At 39.5% G+C, this 20,550-nt stretch carries 15 protein-coding genes; 4 read left to right on the top strand and 11 right to left on the bottom strand.

Annotated elements, in window-relative coordinates; genetic code table 11:
• Positions 1–37 precede the first annotated feature (37 nt).
• The 10 genes from E0709_RS01295 to glgP all read right to left on the bottom strand — a co-directional run bounded on the left by E0709_RS01295 (position 38) and on the right by glgP (position 14,183).
• Positions 38–1,633 (bottom strand): xylulokinase, encoded by a 1,596-nt coding sequence (locus tag E0709_RS01295; protein WP_132299763.1) that lies wholly within the window; start codon positions 1,631–1,633, stop codon positions 38–40.
• Between the two features lie 41 nt (positions 1,634–1,674).
• Entirely contained in the window at positions 1,675–2,598 is a 924-nt protein-coding gene (locus tag E0709_RS01290; RefSeq protein WP_132299761.1) for a dihydrodipicolinate synthase family protein, read from the bottom strand.
• An 84-nt stretch (positions 2,599–2,682) separates the two neighbouring features.
• Positions 2,683–4,170: a tripartite tricarboxylate transporter permease gene (locus tag E0709_RS01285; RefSeq protein ID WP_132299759.1), complete on the bottom strand. Its 1,488-nt coding sequence runs from the start codon at positions 4,168–4,170 to the stop codon at positions 2,683–2,685.
• Positions 4,171–4,183: 13 nt separating this feature from the next.
• The gene (locus tag E0709_RS01280; RefSeq protein WP_132299757.1) at positions 4,184–4,642 is read right to left on the bottom strand and encodes a tripartite tricarboxylate transporter TctB family protein; all 459 of its coding nucleotides are present in this window, start codon (positions 4,640–4,642) and stop codon (positions 4,184–4,186) included.
• Positions 4,643–4,702: 60 nt separating this feature from the next.
• Entirely contained in the window at positions 4,703–5,683 is a 981-nt protein-coding gene (locus tag E0709_RS01275) for a tripartite tricarboxylate transporter substrate binding protein (RefSeq protein ID WP_132299755.1), read from the bottom strand.
• 26 nt (positions 5,684–5,709) lie between these two features.
• The gene (locus E0709_RS01270) at positions 5,710–6,759 is read right to left on the bottom strand and encodes a sialidase family protein (protein WP_132299753.1); all 1,050 of its coding nucleotides are present in this window, start codon (positions 6,757–6,759) and stop codon (positions 5,710–5,712) included.
• A 103-nt stretch (positions 6,760–6,862) separates the two neighbouring features.
• The gene (gene fucI / locus E0709_RS01265; RefSeq protein WP_132299751.1) at positions 6,863–8,623 is read right to left on the bottom strand and encodes an L-fucose isomerase; all 1,761 of its coding nucleotides are present in this window, start codon (positions 8,621–8,623) and stop codon (positions 6,863–6,865) included.
• Positions 8,624–8,835: 212 nt separating this feature from the next.
• Positions 8,836–9,585, bottom strand: a complete 750-nt coding sequence (locus tag E0709_RS01260) for a DeoR/GlpR family DNA-binding transcription regulator (RefSeq protein WP_132299749.1) — start codon at positions 9,583–9,585, stop codon at positions 8,836–8,838.
• A gap of 102 nt (positions 9,586–9,687) precedes the next feature.
• Positions 9,688–11,748, bottom strand: a complete 2,061-nt coding sequence (gene malQ, locus E0709_RS01255; RefSeq protein ID WP_132299747.1) for a 4-alpha-glucanotransferase — start codon at positions 11,746–11,748, stop codon at positions 9,688–9,690.
• Positions 11,749–11,792: 44 nt separating this feature from the next.
• Entirely contained in the window at positions 11,793–14,183 is a 2,391-nt protein-coding gene (gene glgP / locus E0709_RS01250; protein WP_132299745.1) for a glycogen/starch/alpha-glucan family phosphorylase, read from the bottom strand.
• A gap of 148 nt (positions 14,184–14,331) precedes the next feature.
• On the opposite strand from glgP, the gene malT reads away from it, so the two are divergent.
• From malT to E0709_RS01230, 4 genes are all read left to right on the top strand, one after another.
• Positions 14,332–17,043: an HTH-type transcriptional regulator MalT gene (malT, locus tag E0709_RS01245; RefSeq protein WP_132299743.1), complete on the top strand. Its 2,712-nt coding sequence runs from the start codon at positions 14,332–14,334 to the stop codon at positions 17,041–17,043.
• Positions 17,044–17,341: 298 nt separating this feature from the next.
• Entirely contained in the window at positions 17,342–17,515 is a 174-nt protein-coding gene (locus E0709_RS12375) for a thioredoxin domain-containing protein (protein ID WP_209300502.1), read from the top strand.
• Entirely contained in the window at positions 17,502–18,362 is an 861-nt protein-coding gene (locus E0709_RS01235; RefSeq protein WP_132300276.1) for a LysR family transcriptional regulator, read from the top strand. The genes E0709_RS12375 and E0709_RS01235 overlap by 14 nt, the downstream gene beginning before the upstream one ends.
• A 62-nt stretch (positions 18,363–18,424) precedes the next feature.
• A complete protein-coding gene (locus E0709_RS01230) occupies positions 18,425–18,832 on the top strand; it encodes a hypothetical protein (RefSeq protein ID WP_132299741.1) in 408 nt (135 codons plus the stop codon).
• 329 nt (positions 18,833–19,161) lie between these two features.
• Here the strand turns inward: E0709_RS01230 and E0709_RS01225 are convergent, their stop codons facing one another.
• Complete coding sequence (locus E0709_RS01225) at positions 19,162–20,376, bottom strand: MFS transporter (protein ID WP_165867190.1); 1,215 nt, start codon at positions 20,374–20,376, stop codon at positions 19,162–19,164.
• Between the last annotated feature and the right edge of the window lie 174 nt (positions 20,377–20,550).

Below are 20,550 nucleotides of genomic sequence, written 5' to 3'. Positions count from 1 at the left end.
TTGTTTTCACAATTTGGGGCTTAATATTATTAGTATTCTATATTCCTAATGTTGTTATATGTTTAACGATCTCAATTCCTTGCGTATATCTCGCCATAAACCGCCGATAACCTTCATTAATTTCTTCTTCAGGTTGAATCAAACTCATAGGGATATCTTTAAAAATAACCTGATCTAAATAATTTTCCAACGTATAATTTGCATAATCTTTATTTAGATAATTTGCCAATAACGCAATGCCCCAAGCCCCACCATTCGATGCGGTATTCATCGTAGCTAATGGGGTATTTAATGCGGAGGCTAAGATTTTTTGTGCCACATTTTCGGTTTTGAAAATACCACCATGACCTAAAATTCGGGTGATATTGACTTTTTCTTGTTCAATAAGAATATCCATACCCAACTTCATTGCACCAAAAGCAGTGTAGAGTTGCACTCGGATAAAATTGGCTAGATTAAATTTGCCATTCACGGGGTGCAAAAACAGCGGACAGCCTTCAGATAAGCCCACATTGTGTTCGCCTGAGTGAAAGCCGTAAGCCAGTAAATTACCGCAATCCAAATCCCCTTCTAAGGCGTGTAGGAATAAGGTTTCAAACAATTCTTCTTTTTGAATTTTGTTGCCGAACAGGTGCAGACATTCGCCGAATAAATTCACCCACGCATTGATTTCCGTGGTGCAATTATTGGCGTGTGCCATTGCCACTAATTTCCCTGCGGGTGTGGTGACGATGTCTAATTCGGGATACCGTTTAGACAAGGATTTTTCCAACACGATCATCGCAAAAGCGGATGTGCCAGCGGAGATATTGCCCGTTTTTTCCTTAATGCAATTGGTGGCAATCATTCCTGTGCCAGCGTCTCCTTCGGGCGGACAAAGGGGGATGCCTGCTTGTAAATTGCCTGTGGGATCCAGCAATAACACCCCTTGCTCGGTCAGTTTTCCAGCTGATTGCCCTGCCACCAGCACTTTTGGTAAAATCTCGTTGATTTTCCACCGCAGTTGATAAGGTTTAATATGTTCATCAAATTGATTAAGCATTGCTTGATTGTAATCCAACCGATCCGTATCAATGGGAAACATTCCTGACGCATCGCCAATGCCCAACACTCGCTCGCCTGTCAGCTGCCAATGCACATAGCCCGACAGCGTGGTGAGATAATCAATTTGATTGAGATGAGATTCCTTGTTCAGCAAGGCTTGATGTAAATGCGCAATGCTCCAACGTTGCGGAATGGGATATTGAAAAAGTGCGGTCAATTCTTGTGAAGATTGGAGCGTAATATTATTCCGCCAAGTGCGAAATGGCACCAACTGATTGCCATCTTTATCAAACACCAAATAACCGTGCATCATCGCACTCACGCCAATGGCTTTGACCTGAGTCAGTATCACTTTGTATTTTTCTTTTACGGTTTTGGCAAGATCAGCGTAGGCAAGTTGCAATTTTTGCCAAATTTCATCTTGATGATAAGTCCAAATGCCATCAATCAAATGATTTTCCCAATTTTCGCCACCCGTGGCTAAAATCGTGCCTTTATTATCAATTAACACTGCTTTAATCCGAGTAGAACCCAGTTCAATACCAATCACAGCATTGCCATTTTCGATGAGTTGTTTTTCGTTGAGCATCGTGGTTTCCTTATATTACCCAATCACATAAATAGACTTAATTAGCGTAGAGATAATTTTTCTCTCCATTTATCTGATTGTTGCATAATATGATCAAGAAACTCTTCTACTGCCCAATATTTCTCTTTAATATCAACAGGAATTACTCTTGAGCCATAATGTTTAAATGTGCCAATTTTAACGTGCATAAGTTTAGCCAAATTCGGATAACCAAAACTTTCGCAAGCACCACAAATAGCGAGAAAATGAGCTAATTCTTGAATAATAGGATCGGAGCTATCTTTATGTTTATATAGATAAGCATATAAGTCAGGGTGAATATTATTACACACGCCTGAAAATCCTTGTGAGCCTGCTTTCATAGCTTCAAAAGCAATCGCCGCATTGGCATTGACAATTTTCAAATTGCTATTTTTTGTCAATTCAAGTCGGCGTTTTATAGCGGCTAAATCACAAGACACATCTTTTAATACCACCATATTATCAAAACTCGCCAAATAACGAATTTCTTCATCTGTTAATACTCGGCGATAAGGTACAGGACATTCATATAACCCCAAAGTAATATCTTTAGGTAAAGCATGTAATAATCTGTCAAAGTTCGCTTTTAAAACTTCCGTTCCTTCATTATTAGGATCTAAACGATTGGTAATTAATATAACTGCATCTGCCCCTGTTTCATACATTGATTGTAATTCTTTTAACTGTTCTTCAAAAGTCCCCCCTGTATGCCCCGATGTAACCACAGGAATTCGCCCTTTTGTTTGATCTATTACGGTTTGAGTAATTTTAATTTTCTCTTCCGATGAAAGATAAAGGATTTCACTAGACTGGCAGGCTGCAAATAGGGTATCTGAACCGTTATCAATATACCAATCAGTTAATTTTCTTAACCCCTCATAATCTACTTGGTTATCTGCGGTAAAAGGGGTTAGCATGACGGGAATAATGCCTTGTGTTTTCATAATTTTCTCCAATTTAATTAATCTTTTGTTAAATTTTTTAATCATTTCTCTTACTTGTAGGGTAATCACGGAAGAATCTATCCACTATTTTTTATATAGTGATTTAATGATAGGGAAAAATAACGTGATTAATGAAATAATGATAAAAACCAAACTAATCGGTCTAGTTAAAAAAATAGTTGGATCGCCTTCAAAGATAGTTAAAGCTCGACGTAAATTAGATTCTGCCATTGGACCGAGTATCATACCGATAATAATAGGGGACATAGAAAAATCCAGTTTCATTAAAATATACGCAAAAATACCGGCTCCCATCATAACAAAAACATCAACAAAACTGTGGTTTACGGAATAAGAGCCGACAGAGCATAAAATAAAGATAATAGGTACCAAAATTCTTCTAGGCACATCCATAACACGAACAAACAGTTTCATACACATAAAACCAATGATTCCTAATAAAATGTTTGTAACCATTAAACCTAAAAATATACTGTTGACTTCTACGGGATGATCTGAAAATAATTGTGGTCCTAAAGCAAGCCCCTGAACCATAAATGCTCCCATAATAATAGCAGTAGCACCATCTCCCGGGATTCCTAGGGTCATTAAGGGTACCATCGTTCCACCTGTTACTGCATTTGCCCCCGCTTCAGGTGCTGAAACGCCTTCAGGTGAACCTTTACCAAATTCTTCGGGATGTTTAGACCAACGTTTTGCTTCATTGTATGAAATAAATGATGCAATATCTCCACCCGTTCCAGGTATTGTTCCAATAAAGGTGCCTATTACTGAAGAACGTAAATATGTTGGGAAAACACGTCTTAGATCTAGCCATGTCGGTAAGACACGTTGGATTTTAGCGGAGATGGTTTTTGTTGCAAATTTAGAATGTCTTTCTCTATAATCCTCTTCAAAACTAATTAGTCCCTGAGAAAAAGCAAACAATCCCACTAAAATGGGAATGAAAGACACGCCTCCCATTAAGTAAATAGAATCAAAAGTAAACCGCATATTACTTGTCATTGGATCTAATCCAATAGTTGCAATAAAGAGTCCTAATGCCCCTCCCATAAGACCTTTAATAATGGATTGTGATGAAACACTGGTAATAATGCTAATACCAAAAATCGCCAATGCAAAATATTCAGGAGCTGAAAACCCAGTAGCAACCTTTGCCAATTGTGGAGCAATAATAATTAGTGCAAAAGTACTAAATATACCACCAAATGCAGAAGCCATAGTTGATAAACCTAACGCTCTTCCCGCTTCTCCACGTTTAGCCATAGGATAGCCATCCAATACAGTAGCTGCCGATGCAGGGGTTCCGGGGGTACTAATTAAGATAGCGGTAATAGACCCACCGTATACAGCACCACAATATACAGCGAGTAAGAGTAAAATACCTTCAATTCCTTGAAATGAGTAGGTGAGTGGTAACAGTAATGCGATTCCCATATTAACGGTAAGTCCTGGTAGAGCACCTATCATAACACCAGAAAATACGCCGAGAAAAATAATACTGAGCATTTGTAAATCAAAAACCACAAAAAACGATTCAATAAGACTCATAGTCAATACTCCTTTATTCTAACAAGAGCGAAGCCGGTAATGGGGAATTAAAAATAATTTCAAAAAAGATATAGATGGATGAAACAATGCCTAAAGTTGACAAGACAATTCTCCAGCTTTGATTCTCTCCCATCATTTTCATGATTATTGGAATTAATATTATAGTTGAAATGATAAATCCCAAATAAATTAACCCTACACCATATATAGTCATTAATAGAAAAAGTAGATAAACCTTTTTTCTAGCAGATGAACTAAAATTTATTTCTTTATTTTTAATGGCTTTATCTTTTAATGTATTAACTATTTGTAATATTCCTAGAAGAATGAACAATATTGCCAGTAAGAAAGGCCAAAAACGTTCACCGAGAACACCATATTCATCAAACATATTTAAGTCTTCAGAAAATATTAGAATAATTATTCCGAAAATAATTGACATTAGACCTATAAGTAAATTTTGTTTAATCATTGATGATTACTCCTCTTGTTTAAACACCTACTAAATAAATCAGTAGGTGTTTATCCTAGGTTATTTTTTCATTATTTCTTTTATTAAAGTTTCATACATTTCATGATCATTTTTCATCATATTGTAAGCGTCTTCACCAGCAATAAATACAGGCATAATACCTTGTTTTTTCAATGCTTCTTTATATTCTGGTTTTTGAACAACTTCAGCAAAAGAACCAACTAACTGATCTTTTATATCATTTGGTAAATTGGCAGGGGCTGCCAATGCTGCCCAAGCTAGAATTTTTATGTCATCAGATAAATCTAATGCTTCTTTAAATGTAGGGACATCTGGGAATAATTCAAAACGTGTTGAGTCCATAACCCCTAGTACTTTTAAAATACCTGCATCAGCTTGGGCTTTAACAGAACCTGGTGTCGTTAATACTGCATCCAAATGTCCACCGACTAAAGCAGCAATGGCCGGACCTGTACCCTCATTGTATGGAATATGATTAAATTTTACGCCGAGTTGTTTTTCTAAATGAACAGCAGCTAAGTGGTAAATAGCCCCCATGCCTGAATTACCCAATTTTAATTTACCTGGTTTGGCTTTTGCATCATCAAAAAATGCTTGTAAATTCTCATATGGTGAATTTGCATTAACAACTAATGCCACAGGATCAGCAATCGTTGCAACAATTGGCGTAAAATCTTTATAAGTAACTGGCGATTTTCCTTGATGTGGGAACATGGCGAGTTCAACAGTAGTCATTACGAGTTTGTAACCATCAGGTTTGGATTTTGCCACCTCTAATAAACCCGTAATTCCATTTCCTGCTGGCTTGTTGACAGGAATAAAGATTTTACCATCAGGCATTTTATCTTTTGCAAATTCAATAACAGTTCTTGCAGAAGTATCTGTACCCCCACCAGGATTTTTAGGAATGACAACTTCAATATTTTTGGTTGGATAAGTTAAGGTTACATCGGCTTGTAGGCAAGGTGTTACACTCAACGACAAAAGACCGACTATAGTAGCGAAGATTTTCTTTTTCATATGTGTTTTCCTTAATTGAATTAAAATTACTGGTAAATAATTTGTTGATAGACAATATTTTTTCTATTCCAAGTATAGGTTAAGTGAATTATACCTTCTGAATAAATAATGGCAGGATAGGAAAACTCCCCCACATTATCTTCTAAAGAAAAAGGAACAGACCATGTTATACCATTATCTGAAGAACAGGCTAAGGCAATTGGATAGCGAATTCCCCAATTTCCTGATATTGGATTGTATGCCAATACTAATAGATCTGTATCTAATTTAACCACATCAATACCGCTATTATTGTTGGGTAAATCTGTTGCATAAGCCTCGCTCCATATTTTTCCATTATCTTTTGAATCACTACGATAGATATATCCCCTTGTACTTCGCATTAAAGCATGAATATTTCTAGGCGTTGATTTCCAAAGAGAAGGTTGAATAACACCATCCCACTTGAATATATGTGAAGTATCATTTTCCCATAATGTATTGTTCTGCAGTCCCTCCCAAAGTGTTTCTTTTACTGAATCTTTATTATCAATATGAAATAGCGGTATGGATTGTTTCATCCACGTTATTCCATTATCTTGAGATATATCGATAAACGCATCCCAATATTTATCGTTTTCAATGGAACTAGGTGCAAGCCACGTCCCGTCATCGGCAATAATCAATTTGTTTTTTACAGGTCCTCTTGGTGAAATATCCCCCTTAACCAATTCTGTTGGTTTCGTCCAAGTATCACCCTGATCTTTAGATAAGATAAAGCGTGTTGTCCAAGAATGGACATCAGCCCCCACTTTATAAAACAACCATATATATCCTGTTTTCGGATCTTGGTGTAACACAGGATTCCAATGGGCTACACCAACTTCATCAATTGTCTTTTTAGGTGTCTGCCAAACACCATCTTTCTGTAATACAGTCCAAATAGCTGTATCGACATCACCTTCTTTATTACCTGCAAAGAAAGCAACTAAAAGTTTAGATGGCTGAATTGACAAAATAGTTGATGCATGACAATTATTGAATAATTGGTGTTTCTCATCCAAGATAAACATCTTTTTCTGAATTAAAAATCCCATTTTGTTCCTTAATTAGCAATTAATTATAATCTCAAGCATTTCTATATTCTTACCTAGCTTACTTATATTGTTGAGAGCAGGTGGGTAATTTCTGTATATAATACTATTTATACAACGCCCCGAAATTCGCACAAGCACGGTAGTCTTGACCTTCTTTATCTTGACCAAAACCATTCCACGCACTTGGGCGGAACACTTGCTCGTCTTCCAAATTGTGCATACAAACTGGAATCCGCAACATAGATGCAAGCGTAATTAAATCCGCTCCAACGTGTCCGTAAGTGGCAACACAGTGGTTCGCTCCCCAGTTTGCCATTACCGAATACACATCTTTAAATGCCCCTTTGCCGGTTAAACGTGGAGTGAACCAAGTGGTTGGCCAGGTTTGGTCGGTGCGTTTATTCAAAATATCGTGAACCTTTTCAGGCAACTCAATAGACCAACCTTCGGCAATTTGTAGCACTGGGCCAACGCCTTTAATTAAGTTGATACGGTGCATTGTGAACGGCATTCCGCCTTTGGTTAAGAATTGAGAAGACAAACCGCCCCCACGGAAATATTCGTGAACCGCTTGACACCAACGAGTATGTTCTAAGCAACGTTTGCCATCCGCTTCGGTCACTTCCCACGCTGGTTTAATGGTTGGTTTACCGTCTTTGTCTTGATGTTGACCTGTACCATCTAATGCCGCAGAGCCTGAATTGATTAAGTGAATAAAGCCTACTTCAGGTCGCCAACCTGTCACACGTTCCACGGAATCTTCACTCCAATAAGTCCGCACATCGGCAAAAATTTGAGCCTGACCCGTCAATAAATGCCCGAATAGCATATTTACGCCATTCAAAGAGTCATTTTCGGTCGCCATAATGTGTGGTGGACGCACACCGTTCCAGTCATAGGTGGAATTTAAAATAGCTTCTAAGAAATCACCGTTTGGTAAATGATCTGTCCATTGACGTTGTCCTTGGAAACCTGCCGCAATGGCATTATGACCAAGGGATTCTTCCACAAAACCGAGTTCGGCTAAGTGTGGATTACCCACCATTAAATCACGCGCAATAATGGTCATTTTCACCACATTATCCCAAAGTTCTTCTTTTTCTTCGGTGGTGCGTTGATGTTCGGCTTTGTTGACATCAATGCCTTCTTTGCAATAGGTTTTCACCCATTCACGAGCGAGTTTAAATTCGTCTTCATCGTAAATTTTGCGGTCTAAACGGCGTTTAATTTCGGTCATATCCACATATTCATTTCGCATACCCAAATATTCTTGGAAAAATTGTTGATTGACGATAGACCCTGCAATCCCCATTGAAACTGAACCGATAGACAAATAGGATTTGCCCCGCAAAGTTGCCACCGCAAGCCCTGCTCGAGCAAAACGCAACAATTTTTCACGCACATCGGCAGGAATGGATTGATCATTGGCTTCTTGCACTTCCGTGCCATAAATGGAAAATGCAGGTAAGCCAAGTTGATTATGCCCTGCCAAGGCAGCGGCTAAATACACCGCCCCTGGGCGTTCTGTACCGTTAAATCCCCAAATGGCTTTTGGCAAATGCGGATCCATATCAATGGTTTCTGAACCGTAGCACCAACAAGGGGTAACGGTAATCACCGCCCCGACATTTTCACGTTTGAATTTCTCCGCACAAGCGGCTGCTTCTGCTACGCCGCCAATGGTGCTATCAGCGATCACACATTGCACAAAGTCGCCATTGGGATGACGGATTTCCGTTTGTAAGAGATGGGCAACGGCTTTCGCCATATTCATTGTTTGTTCTTCAAGGGATTCACGAACACCCATACGGCGACCGTCGATAGTGGGACGAATACCAATTTTGATTTGAGTTGATGTAGTCATTTTTTCCTTCCTTATTTATTCAAACAAAAAGAATCTTTGGTTGTACGAGAAATAAGAATATTTTTGACTAAAAAAATAAGAATCGCTATTTTTTTATGAAGTTTTTGCTAGATTTGTGATCTATTTCACAAAAAACAAGGAAAAAATCGGTAGATAAGTTGGTTTAAAATGCCCGATTTTAGTTGTTTATAATGATAATCGGGCATTTAAAGTTAAGAAAGAATTAAAATATTATGCTGTTCACAATAAGCATGAAGTGTTTCACTTGGTGATTTATCTGTCACTAGAATATCCATTTGTTCCAAATCAGCCAATTTTATGAGATTTTTACGCTCAAATTTAGAACTATCAGCGAGTAAAAATTTTTGCCCTGACGCATCCATCATTTTACGTTTTATGGATGCGTTAAGTTCGTTGGATTCCCAAATATTGCCCTCACTATCAATGCCGGAACAGGAAAAAATACCTAAATCAATGTGTAAACGTTGGAGCATTTGTTCCGATAAGGGGCCATAAAACGCATCATATTTGCTAGAATATACGCCCCCTGTGGCAATGGTACGAATATTGGGTTTATTAACTAATGCGGTGATGTTGTGCATTGAATTGGTGACAACAGTACAAGGAATATCTGGGATCAACTGAGCAAAATACCAACTGCTAGAGCTGGCATCTAAGCCAATCACGGATCCTTCAAAAAAATAATCAATAACCTGACTGGCAATCGCCTTTTTGGCCTCAATATTAGTACGCTGTCTGATTTGAAATGAATGCCCCAGATCTTTTTCTTTTACACTTACTGCTCCACCATGCACTCGATGCACTAATCCCCGCTGAGCCAAATCGGTTAAATCACGCCGAATGGTTTCCACCGACATATTCAAACTTTGTGCTAATCCATTAACGCTGACTTTCCCTATGGTGTTGATTTGTTGCAAAATGAGATCTTCACGTTTTTGCATTTTGTTAGCCTCGGTCAAAACGGTCATTTTTATATTATAAATCATTTTAAATAGAAGAACAAACGCCACATTTTGCCTGATTTTCAAAGTACAAACCCTATATTAACCCAACCGCTGCTGTTTCACCCCAATCAACAACGCCTGAATTTCCCGATCGGCAAAAATCGCATCAATATTTTTAGTTAATTTCCGCCGCCAATTAGGATACTGCGTGCTGGTGCCGGGGATATTGACAGGTTCAGTCATATCTAACCAATCTTCGGGTTGTAAACCAAATAATGCACTACTTACCTTGGCCACATAGCGTTGTAATTGATGGTTGAATGTTTTGTTGACTGGAGAATCAAGGGTTTCATCAATCCCTTGTTCAATGTCTATCCCAGCTTGTTGCAAACGATCTAAGATTTTACGTTTTGCTCGCACTCTGTCTTGTTGCAAAATGCTCAAGATTTTAGGGTTTGGATAAACGCCAAACTGTTTCCCCAACTCAAAATCATAACCACGCCAATAACCGTTAATGGTGGGTAAATCGTGGGTACTTAGGGTTGTCATGGCTTGATAAGGATATTGTTGTAAATCTCGGCTTTGTCCTTGTTGGTCAAATTCAAAATAAAAGATTTTGTAAGAGAGAATGCCTGCGTTACGTAATTTGCTGACAATTTCTTTTGGCACCGTACCTAAATCTTCTCCAATGATAGTGCATTGATGACGCTGGCTTTCAAGTGCCAGAATCGCAATTAAGTCGTCCACTGGATAACGGATATAAGCCCCGTTGACCGCACTATCCCCTTTCGGAATCCACCATAAACGCAATAAAGACATAATATGATCAAGGCGTAACGCACCGCAGTGTTGCATATTAGATCTGACTAATTCAATAAACGGACGATAGGCTTGTTGTTGCAAAATGTGTGGATTGAATGGCGTTAATCCCCAATTTTGCCCTTGCGGTCCAAGTACATCGGGTGGTGCGCCGACAGAAGCATTTAGGCAAAATAAGGTTTTATTATTCCAAGTTTCTGCCCCATTACCCGTTACGCCGACCGCTAAATCACGGTATAAACCGATTGGCATAGCCTGTCGCTGACACAAAGCATCACATTCTGCCAGTTGTTGATCAGCAATAAATTGTAACCAACTGTAAAACAAAATATCCTGTTGATGTTGCTGGCGGAATTGTTGCACGGCTGGCGAGTTAAAATCTTGATACGCTTTCGCCCAAAAATCCCAACCCCATTGTTCAGAAAAGTGCTGGCTCAAATGGGCGTGTAACGCATCAAAGGTTGCTTGTACTTGCAGACTTTCACCGCTTTTTTGTAAAAACTTGATGAAAGCAGGATTTTCTTTATCCACTTGCTGAAAAGCAAAACGCAATCCTGTTAATTTTAACGGAATAACTTCAGCATAATTAATCCAATCTGTGGCTCGAAGTGCGGTTAATTTTTGTTGAATTTCGGCGGAGTTAAACCACGCTTGTGCTGTTTGGCTTTGTTGAAATTCCACTAGGCTTCCGATGTCAATATAAGCAATATTTAACCAACGGCGTGAAGATGGGCTGTAAGGACTGGCAGATTCAGGATTGGCAGGGAAGAGTGCATGAATCGGATTCAAGCCTAAAAAATCTGCTTGATAAGGCTCGAGGCTTCGGATAAATTGTTTTAGATCACCAAAATCGCCGATCCCCCAGTTGGTGGCGGATTTTAAGGTATAAAGCTGTAAAAAGGTTCCCCATAATTTTTTGTGTTCCAGCAGTTCAATCGGCTGATAACAACGTTCAGGGGCGATAATCAGCACGCATTGCCATTGTTGTTTGCCTACGGTTAATTGTAATTGATGATAGCCCAGTGGTAAATTTTGTGGTAACGGAATCGCATTGCGTTTGATTTTCCCTTGCAAAGGTTCAGTCTGGTTTTCTAACCAAAGCTGCCATTTTCCCTGTATGTGTTCACGTTGATTGGGGGTATTTAATGGGAAAAAGTGCGGTGTTTTTTGGCGAAATATTTTCACCGTTGGCAACAATGAATGTTGCGAGAAATTATTTTCAAACGCTTTGAGTAACCGCTTTTTCACTTCCGTTTTAGGGGAAATTTTTAATCCCCTTTCATCAAAAAAATACGGCAAAATACCTGCTTGTTGGCATTGTTTATTCAATATTGTTGTCATCATATTCCCCTTATTTTCCCCTGCTGTAACAGGGGAAAACGTTGTTATTTCAACCAAATACGTTGTTGATAATCTCGAATGGAACGGTCAGAACTGAACATACCAAGCCGAGCCGTATTCAAAATACAACTGTGTAACCATGCTTCCCTGTCTAAATAAGCCTGTCCAATGCGTTGTTGAGCTACCATATAGCTATCAAAATCCGCCAACACTAAGAACGGATCACGTTCTATTAAGCTGTCGATCATCAATTTGAACATCGCCTTATTGCCTTGGCACACTGCCCCTTTGGTTAAAAAATCCACCGCACTTTTTAACACGGGATTTTGTTGATAATAGGCTTTCGGGTCATAACCTTGTGTTAACAGTTCGCGGACACTTTCTACCGTATGACCGAACAGGAAAATATTTTCTGCACCGACCATTTGGGCGATTTCCACATTGGCACCGTCCAATGTACCAAGGGTTAATGCCCCATTTAAGGCGAGTTTCATGTTGCCCGTCCCTGAGGCTTCTTTACCTGCCATGGAAATTTGTTCCGACACATCGGCGGCGGGAATAATTTTTTCCGCCAGACTGACTCGATAATCTGGCAAAAATGCGACCTGTAATTTATCTTTCATGTGCTTATCATGATTAATCACTTGTGCCACGTTATTAATGGCATGAATAATATTCTTCGCCAAATAATAGCCTGGTGCCGCTTTGCCTGAGAAGACAAATAAACGTGGCGTGAACGGCATATTTGGATTGTCTTTCAGCTGTTGATAGGTCGCAATAATATTGAGCAAATTCAAATGTTGGCGTTTGTATTCGTGGAAACGTTTAATTTGCACATCAAAAATGGCATCTTCATTTACGCTTAAACCAAGGGTCTGTTTAATTTCCGCACTCAATATCGCTTTGTTATGTTGTTTAATTTGACGATATTCGGTACGGAAACCGTAGTCTTCCACATATTTCTCAACACCCTGTAATTGTTCAAGATTTTTAGTCCAATCGGTTTGTAAAGTGCGGTCTAATAAATCACTTAATTTTGGATTAGCTTGACGAATCCAACGGCGTGGTGTGATACCATTGGTCACATTACAGAATTTGGTTGGGAAGATTTTATGATATTCAGGGAATAAATCCGTCACCAATAAATCCGAATGAATTTGAGCCACTCCATTGACTTTAAAGCAAGTGACCACACAAAGATTTGCCATGCGTACTCGGTAATCAAATAAGATGGCTAATTTTTCCCATATTTGCGGATTTTTACCAAATTCTGACCGCACTTTTTGCTGAAATAACCGATTGATTTTATCCACAATTTGGAAATGACGAGGTAATAATTGTTTAAATAGGCGTTGATCCCATTGTTCCAAGGCTTCGGGTAATAAGGTGTGATTGGTGTAAGCAAAGGTGTTTGAACAAATTTCCCAAGCCTGATCCCAGCTTAAATCATAGTCATCTAATAACACTCGCATTAATTCTGGAATAGCAAGGGTTGGGTGGGTATCATTTAATTGAATCACTTGATATTTAGCAAAATCTTGTAGGCGATGACCTTGTGCCAAATGACGAGCTAAAATATCCGCTACTGAACAAGCACAGTGGAAATACTGTTGCATTAAGCGGAGTTTTTGCCCAGCTTTATGGTTGTCATTCGGGTATAACACTTGGGTTAAAGCTGCTGCATTAACGATTTCTTTGTCTGCAAGCAAGAATTTACCGTCATTAAATTTCTCAAAGCTAAAGGTTTGATCGTTATCCGCTTGCCATAAACGTAAAGGCTGTACGACATTATTTTGATAACCCACCACAGGCAAATCATAGGCTTTGCCTTGAATGGTTAATGCAGGTTGCCATTCGTATTTATCATCTTTAATTGGCTGAATTTTACCCCCAAAACCTACTAATTGGGTTTTGGCTGGGTTGTGGCTTTGCCACGGGTAATCATTGCGTCCCCAAAAATCTGCACTTTCTTTTTGTACGCCGTTTTCAAAGGCTTGTTTGAATAAACCGTATTGGTAATGCAAACCGTAGCCTGTGGCAGGTTGTCCAAGGCTTGCCATGGAATCTAAGAAACAGGCAGCTAATCGACCTAAACCACCATTCCCCAATGCAGGATCACGCTCTTGTTCTAACACATCAACGATTTCTACGCCATAGTTGGCTAAATAGGCTTTGGCTTGCTGGTAATAACCTAAATTCATCAGGTTATTGCCTGTTAATCGCCCAATAAGAAACTCCATGGAAAGATAATTGACGTGGCGAGTATCCGCCTTTTTTTGTGCGGGTATTGCGTAAGCTAAAGCAAGGCTCCCTTCGGCTAACACTTGATACCATTGGCTCAAAGAAAACTGTTCGGCACTGTCCACATCAAAATAACGGCAGTATTTTTGTACGACAATATCAAATGATGCCTGACTAAATTGGTTTTGTAACATAGCAACTCCATAAATTTTTATTAAATCTCTATGTTTCATTATCTTGGATCAATGTAAAAATAAATCATCCTTGCTATAATCTTCTTAGTATGACTATAAAGAAGTAGAGAAGCCGTATTCTTCTACACAGACTGGATACCTTAAATATATGCTCATTCCATCAAAACTGATTTGTTCTTACCGCTTACAAAATAGCGTGATTCGAGAGCGTTTAATACAATTATTAGATAAAGCCTGTGAATATCCGTTGGTGCTGATTAATGCACCTGCGGGTTATGGTAAAACCACGTTAATTTCTCAATGGATTAATTCGCAACAACCTAAAAATGTAGGTTGGTATTCGTTAGATGAAAGTGACAACAATCCCGAACGTTTTGCCACCTATTTTTGTGCTGCTCTTAGTCAAGCGATTAATGCAGAACAACCCATAATAGAAGATGGGCAATTCAATCATCAAGCCAGTTTATTTACCTTATTCGATCAGCTGTTAATTAAGATTGCTGGCTTAAAAGGGCATTTCTATTTGATTATAGATGACTATCATTTAATTGAAAATGAAGATATTCATGAAGCATTAAAATATTGGATTCGTCATCAGTCCGATAATATAACATTGATTTTGCTTTCTCGCTCCGTGCCACCGTTAGGCATTGCCAGTTTGAGAGTACAAGAACAATTATTAGAAATTGATGCGGGCCAGTTACCTTTCAATCATCAAGAAAGCATTGCTTTTTTCCAATCTCGTCTTGATGCGGAATTAGTTGAACCAGAAATCACCGCACTTTGCGATGAAGTAGAAGGTTGGCCGACTGCCTTACAATTAATTAGCCTATCGGTTAAGCAACAAAACATCTCATTACAGGACGCTGCCAAACGGTTAACGAAGTTAAATAACTCCCATATTAATGAATATTTAAATGATGAAGTGCTAAATAAGCTCGATCAGACAGCTCGCAAATTTTTACTCCAATGTTCCGTGCTACGTTCCATGAATGAAGCATTAGCACAACATTTAACCGGTGTAACCAATAGCCGCAAATCCTTAGAAGAGTTAGAAAAACAAGGTTTATTCTTACATCAAATGGATTCCGAAGACAACTGGTGGCGTTTTCACCCTTTATTTGCCACGTTTTTATGGCAATGTTGCCAAACCGAATTAGGCGAAGAATTGCAAGATCTTCATCAACGGGCAGCAGAAGCATGGTTAAAATTAGGTTATATCACCGAAGCCTTATATCATGCGATGCAATTAGAAAACCGTTCCATTTTGTTATCCATTTTGAATCAACATGCTTGGGATTTATTTCATCATGGCGAACTGCAATTATTGGAAGAAAGTTTACAATGCCTAAATGAAGACGAATTTATGCAACAGCCAAATTTAGTCTTACTCAAGGCATGGCTGGCTCAAAGTCAACATCGACATAATGAAGTAATCGGCATTTTTAGCCAATTTAAACAAGCATTACAGCAAAATAACATACAATTAAGCAAAGAAAATCAGGCGGAATTTGATGTATTATTGGCACAGGTTGCCATTAATGACGGCAATGAAGATACGGCGTTATCCCTTGCATCAAAAGCACAAGCCGATTTACCCGAAAATGCCTATTACGCACAAATTGTGGCAAATTCTATTATCGGTGAAGCACATCATTGTTATGGTAATCTGGAGCAAGCCTTAAAAATCCAACAACACACTGAAAAAATGGCACGTCATCACCATACTTATCATCATATTTTATGGTCGCTGTTACAACAATCAGAAATTTTAATGGCACAGGGCTTTTTGCAAGCCGCTTATGATATGTTGGATAAAGCCACCCTGTTTGTGAAAGAAAATCATCTACAAAAAATTCCCATGTATGAGTTTTTACTCCGCTTAAAAGGGCGTATCTTGTGGGAATGGTACAATCTTGATAAAGCTGAAGCCATGGCAAATGCGGGCATTCAAATTCTAAATAAAGCCTCTGATAAATTACAATGTGTGACGCTATTAAGCAAAATTTCGCTGGTGCGTGGTGATTTAGATAACGCTGATCGGTTGATTAAAGGCTTAGATATTTTACAAAGTATGCACGATTATCATGATGACTGGTTAGCCAATGCGGATTCTGCCAAAGTATTGTTATATCAAATGAATAATAATCTTGAAGCCATGCAAAACTGGTTAATTCAAAGTAAACAACCCCACACTGATCGCAACCATTTTAGCCAAGAACAATGGCGAAGTATTGCCCGAGCGTACATTGCACTAAGTGAATTTAGCCAAGCGAAACAGATTTTAGATCGCATCATTGCAACCGCCCAGCAACTCAATTTAACCAGTGATTTAAATCGAGCGTTAATATTGCGTAACCGTCTATATTTCTTACAGAATGAGAAAAATCTGGCTCAAACAGATTTGCTTGAAGCACTTCGCTTAACCAAACAAACGAATTTTATCAGTGCATTTGTGCTTGAAGGCGATATTATGGCACAACAAATTCGTCAACTCTTGCAATTAAGCAATGTATTAGACGAATTTACCCAACATAAAGCCCAATTTATTTTACGCAGTATCAATCAGCACTATCGGCATAAATTTGCCCATTTTGACGAGCAATTTGTAGAACGTTTATTGAACAATCCTGAAGTCCCTGAATTGCTTAAAATCAGCCCACTGACCCAACGAGAATGGCAAGTATTAGGACTGATTTATTCAGGTTATAACAATGAACATATTGCGGAAGAATTACAAGTCGCCATAACCACCACCAAAACCCATATCCGCAATCTATACCAAAAAATCGGCGTAGCAAATCGCACCGAAGCTATTGATTATACCAAGGAATTATTGAGATTGATGGGGTATAGTTAGGATAAAAAAATAAGCTAAAAAAATACCGCACTTTGTGATCTGCCCCTGAGTAAATTCGTTATTGGTCTAACTTTTTTAGGAGCAGTTCACTTATATTCCTACTCACCAAAATCGCTCCCACTTTTTCAAATAACCGGAAAGCGACTTAAACGCTATATTATCTTTTATGTCAGATTGTGCTTTAAATATATAATAGTGAATAAATTAGCAATATCTGATGATTTTTGCACAAAAATTTATGCTATAGTTATAATGAAACAATCTCAACCATGCTTTTTGGTTCACATTTGGGGAGAAGATGATGTTAAAACTTTATTATTTGCAAGGTGCTTGTCCCCTTGTGCCACATGTAGCATTGCATTGGGCGAATGCCGACTTTCAAGCTATTCGCTTAGAACGTGGTGAGCAAAAATCACCATTGCCGATGTGTATTGCTACGTTATGCGAGTATCACACCAATGCCTCATGCTAATGCGCTAGATTGGAACAACATCTACTATTTTGTTACCTTAGTAGAACAACAGACCCTGACTGCCACGGCCGAGATTCTTGGCGTGCAGCACAGTACTGTGGCACGGCAGATGGAAAGCTTGGAAAATCGGCTAAAACTTCGCCTGTTTGACCGTATCAACAAGCGTTATTTGCTCACCGAAGATGGTAAACGGTTGTATCAACAGGCGCGTGAAATCCATAAGAATATGCTGGTATTGCAACGCATCGCCCACGAACAAACCCAAGCGATGCACGAAGTGGTGGTGTCGGTTTCCCCCTTACTCGGGCAAATGATACTTGCCCCACACCTTGCCGAGTTTCGTCACCGTCACCCCAATATCCGCTTGGTGTTGCAAAGCACATCTAATCTGAGCGATTTGTACCAACGCCAAGCTGACATTGCCTTACGTATTCCTTCACCTGAGCAGGGTGACTTGGTGGTGCGCCGTTTGTTTAACATCAATGTCCGCCTGTATGCACACAATGATTATCTACGCAGCTATAAGGAAAGTGAGTGGCGGTTTATTGGCGTAAAATCCCACGGCATTTTAGAGTATTTGGTAGATAACTTACTGACCAATTGCACTGTGGTGTTGAGTAGCAATGATTTTATGGTGATAAAACAACTCATTATGCAAAAAGTGGGCATTAGCGTGCTACCTGACTTTTATGTGTTGCCAAGTGATAATTTAACGGCGATAAGCCTACCCGGTAAAGAAAGTGTTTTTACTGCACACCTACATATGGTGATGCATGAAGGTGTCCGCCGCTCGCCTAATGTACGGGCTGTGGCAGATTTTTTGGTGGAGAAGTTGGCGCAGAAGTAACGCAATAAGGCTGAAATTTGCCCCAAAAACCACCGCACATTTTAACTTTAATGGAGACTGTTATGAATACCCCAAGCCTAAAATTTATTGATGTTGCCGATTTTCCCATCGCTATTATCCACAGCAGCCAAATGCAATTGGGCGATGGACAAAAAATCATTGATGACTTAGAAACTTTGATAGCCTACGGCGAAAAATTTGTATTAATCATTGAAGACGGCGACCCAAGACACACCCGCAACACCCCTGAATTGCATGAAGAAGACAAAGCACGGATGCAGTGGCTTAAAGCCAATAATGCTAGACTAAACGAGGTCTGTCCTGCGATTTTCAGCCCTACCGCAGATCCTGCCATACGTGAACAAAAAATGAAACAAGTGGCAGCTTTAAGTACCGCCCTAGGCGTGAATTTTCAGGTGGTAGAGAATGTGGATGAAGTGAAAACAAAGTTGGCTGATGTACTGAAATGATTTTTTAGTCTTTTATGCGAACAATAGTGTGACTTAAGCAACAAACTCCACTGGGAACTGATAAATGTATGCCGAATAGAAGTACAAGTCACCGACCAGATCACTCAACTTGTCTGCTCTGAAATAGTTTTTTAAAAAGCTATGGGGAAAAATACTAAGGCGTGACAGAAAGGGGTTTGGAGGAGTTGCGAAATAGGACAGAAAAAGACTGCTCATTTCTGTGCAGTCTTATCTAATGCAAGGTATTAACTTTTTCAGGATGCAAAATAAAGGCTTAATAGACAAAATAAACAAAATTATTGAGGCAATATAGCGGGTGACACGTCTTTTCACACACCAGCATCCACAATCCGCATAAACCAAAGTGCAGAAATGGCAAATGCCAAGATCGCAAAGGCAAGAAAAATATTCCAGCCGATAGATTGAATCAGTGCTGGCAAGCCTATCAGAGCGAATGTACCAATAAAACGCCCCACGCCATACAGAAGAGCATAGTCGGTAGCAGCTTGCGTGCCTTTTGCCCATGCCAGTATCAGACTACCAAGCACCACATACAATCCTGCCGCAGTGGCTGTTACGGTGATACTGCCAATAATCACTGTATTACTGTTAGCATAAAAAGCGCCTAGCCACACAATAACACTCCCCACTAGGCAAACGGCAATGCTTAACCACGCGGTTTGTTTAATACTTAAACGGTGCAATAATAGCGTGGCAATCAAGGCAGCAAGGGCATTGGCAAAAGGACCGGTGGTACCGAGTAAAGTACCGATACGTTCAAGCGATACGCCCATATCCACCAGTAATAAACGGTTAAAATTAAACAACGCCAACAGGGTACAGACCAGTAACGATAAGCGCAGTAAACGTTGGCGTAAGACGGTATCACGCCATAAATGTAAAAACTGTACACCTTGAGGCAAAGATTGGGGAAATAAGCGTCTTTCCTTACTGACCAAAGCGAGTATCGGCAAGCAGCTGCACGCCGTACAGGCCGCAATGACCCCAAATGTACCGTGCCAACCAATTTGTGGATAAAACGCCACCAAGGCACCTCCTCCAATTAAAGTACCCAAGGCTAACCCTCCCATTTTTAAACCTGCCGCCATGGCACGATTTTTTTCAGGCAGCAAATCCACATTAAGTGCGTCTAAGGCAACATCGGCAGTGGCAGCAGCAAAAGTAGCGACGAGCCCTAACAACATCAACATCACCCAATTCCCTGTACTGGGCGAGAGAAAAGATACCATCAGCATAGCAACTGTAGCAAGCAGTTGAGATGACACAATCCAACCACTACGTCGCCCCAACCATGGCAACCTCCAAGCATCAATCATCGGTGACCACAAAAACGCCAAGCCAAAGGGCAGGTAAATCACATATACCCAACGCAACTCTGCCAAGGACACACCCAAACTACGCAATATCGGTGCCAATCCCCCTTGGGTAAAACCGAGCAACATACCTAACGCTATATAAGATACTGCCGTAGCAAGCAGAATAAAGCGAGGGATGATTTCGATTTCAGAATTAGGCGTGTTCATGGTACCCTCCATGAATAACATAATGGCAATTGTTCTCATTATAGATTGTGCTTTAGTTAAATAAAAGTGCATAAATTGCACATTGTCTGGCGATTTTTGCATTGATAAGGAAAACAGCAACTAAGCGATGCTGAAAGTACAAATTTTAGTACATTTTTAAAAATAAATAGTTTG

Origin of the sequence: Lonepinella koalarum, from assembly GCF_004565475.1 — a bacterium.
In the GTDB taxonomy this organism is placed as follows: domain Bacteria; phylum Pseudomonadota; class Gammaproteobacteria; order Enterobacterales; family Pasteurellaceae; genus Lonepinella; species Lonepinella koalarum.
The sequence above is the reverse complement of the archived record's forward strand: the minus strand, read 5'-3'. Positions and strand labels throughout refer to the sequence as shown.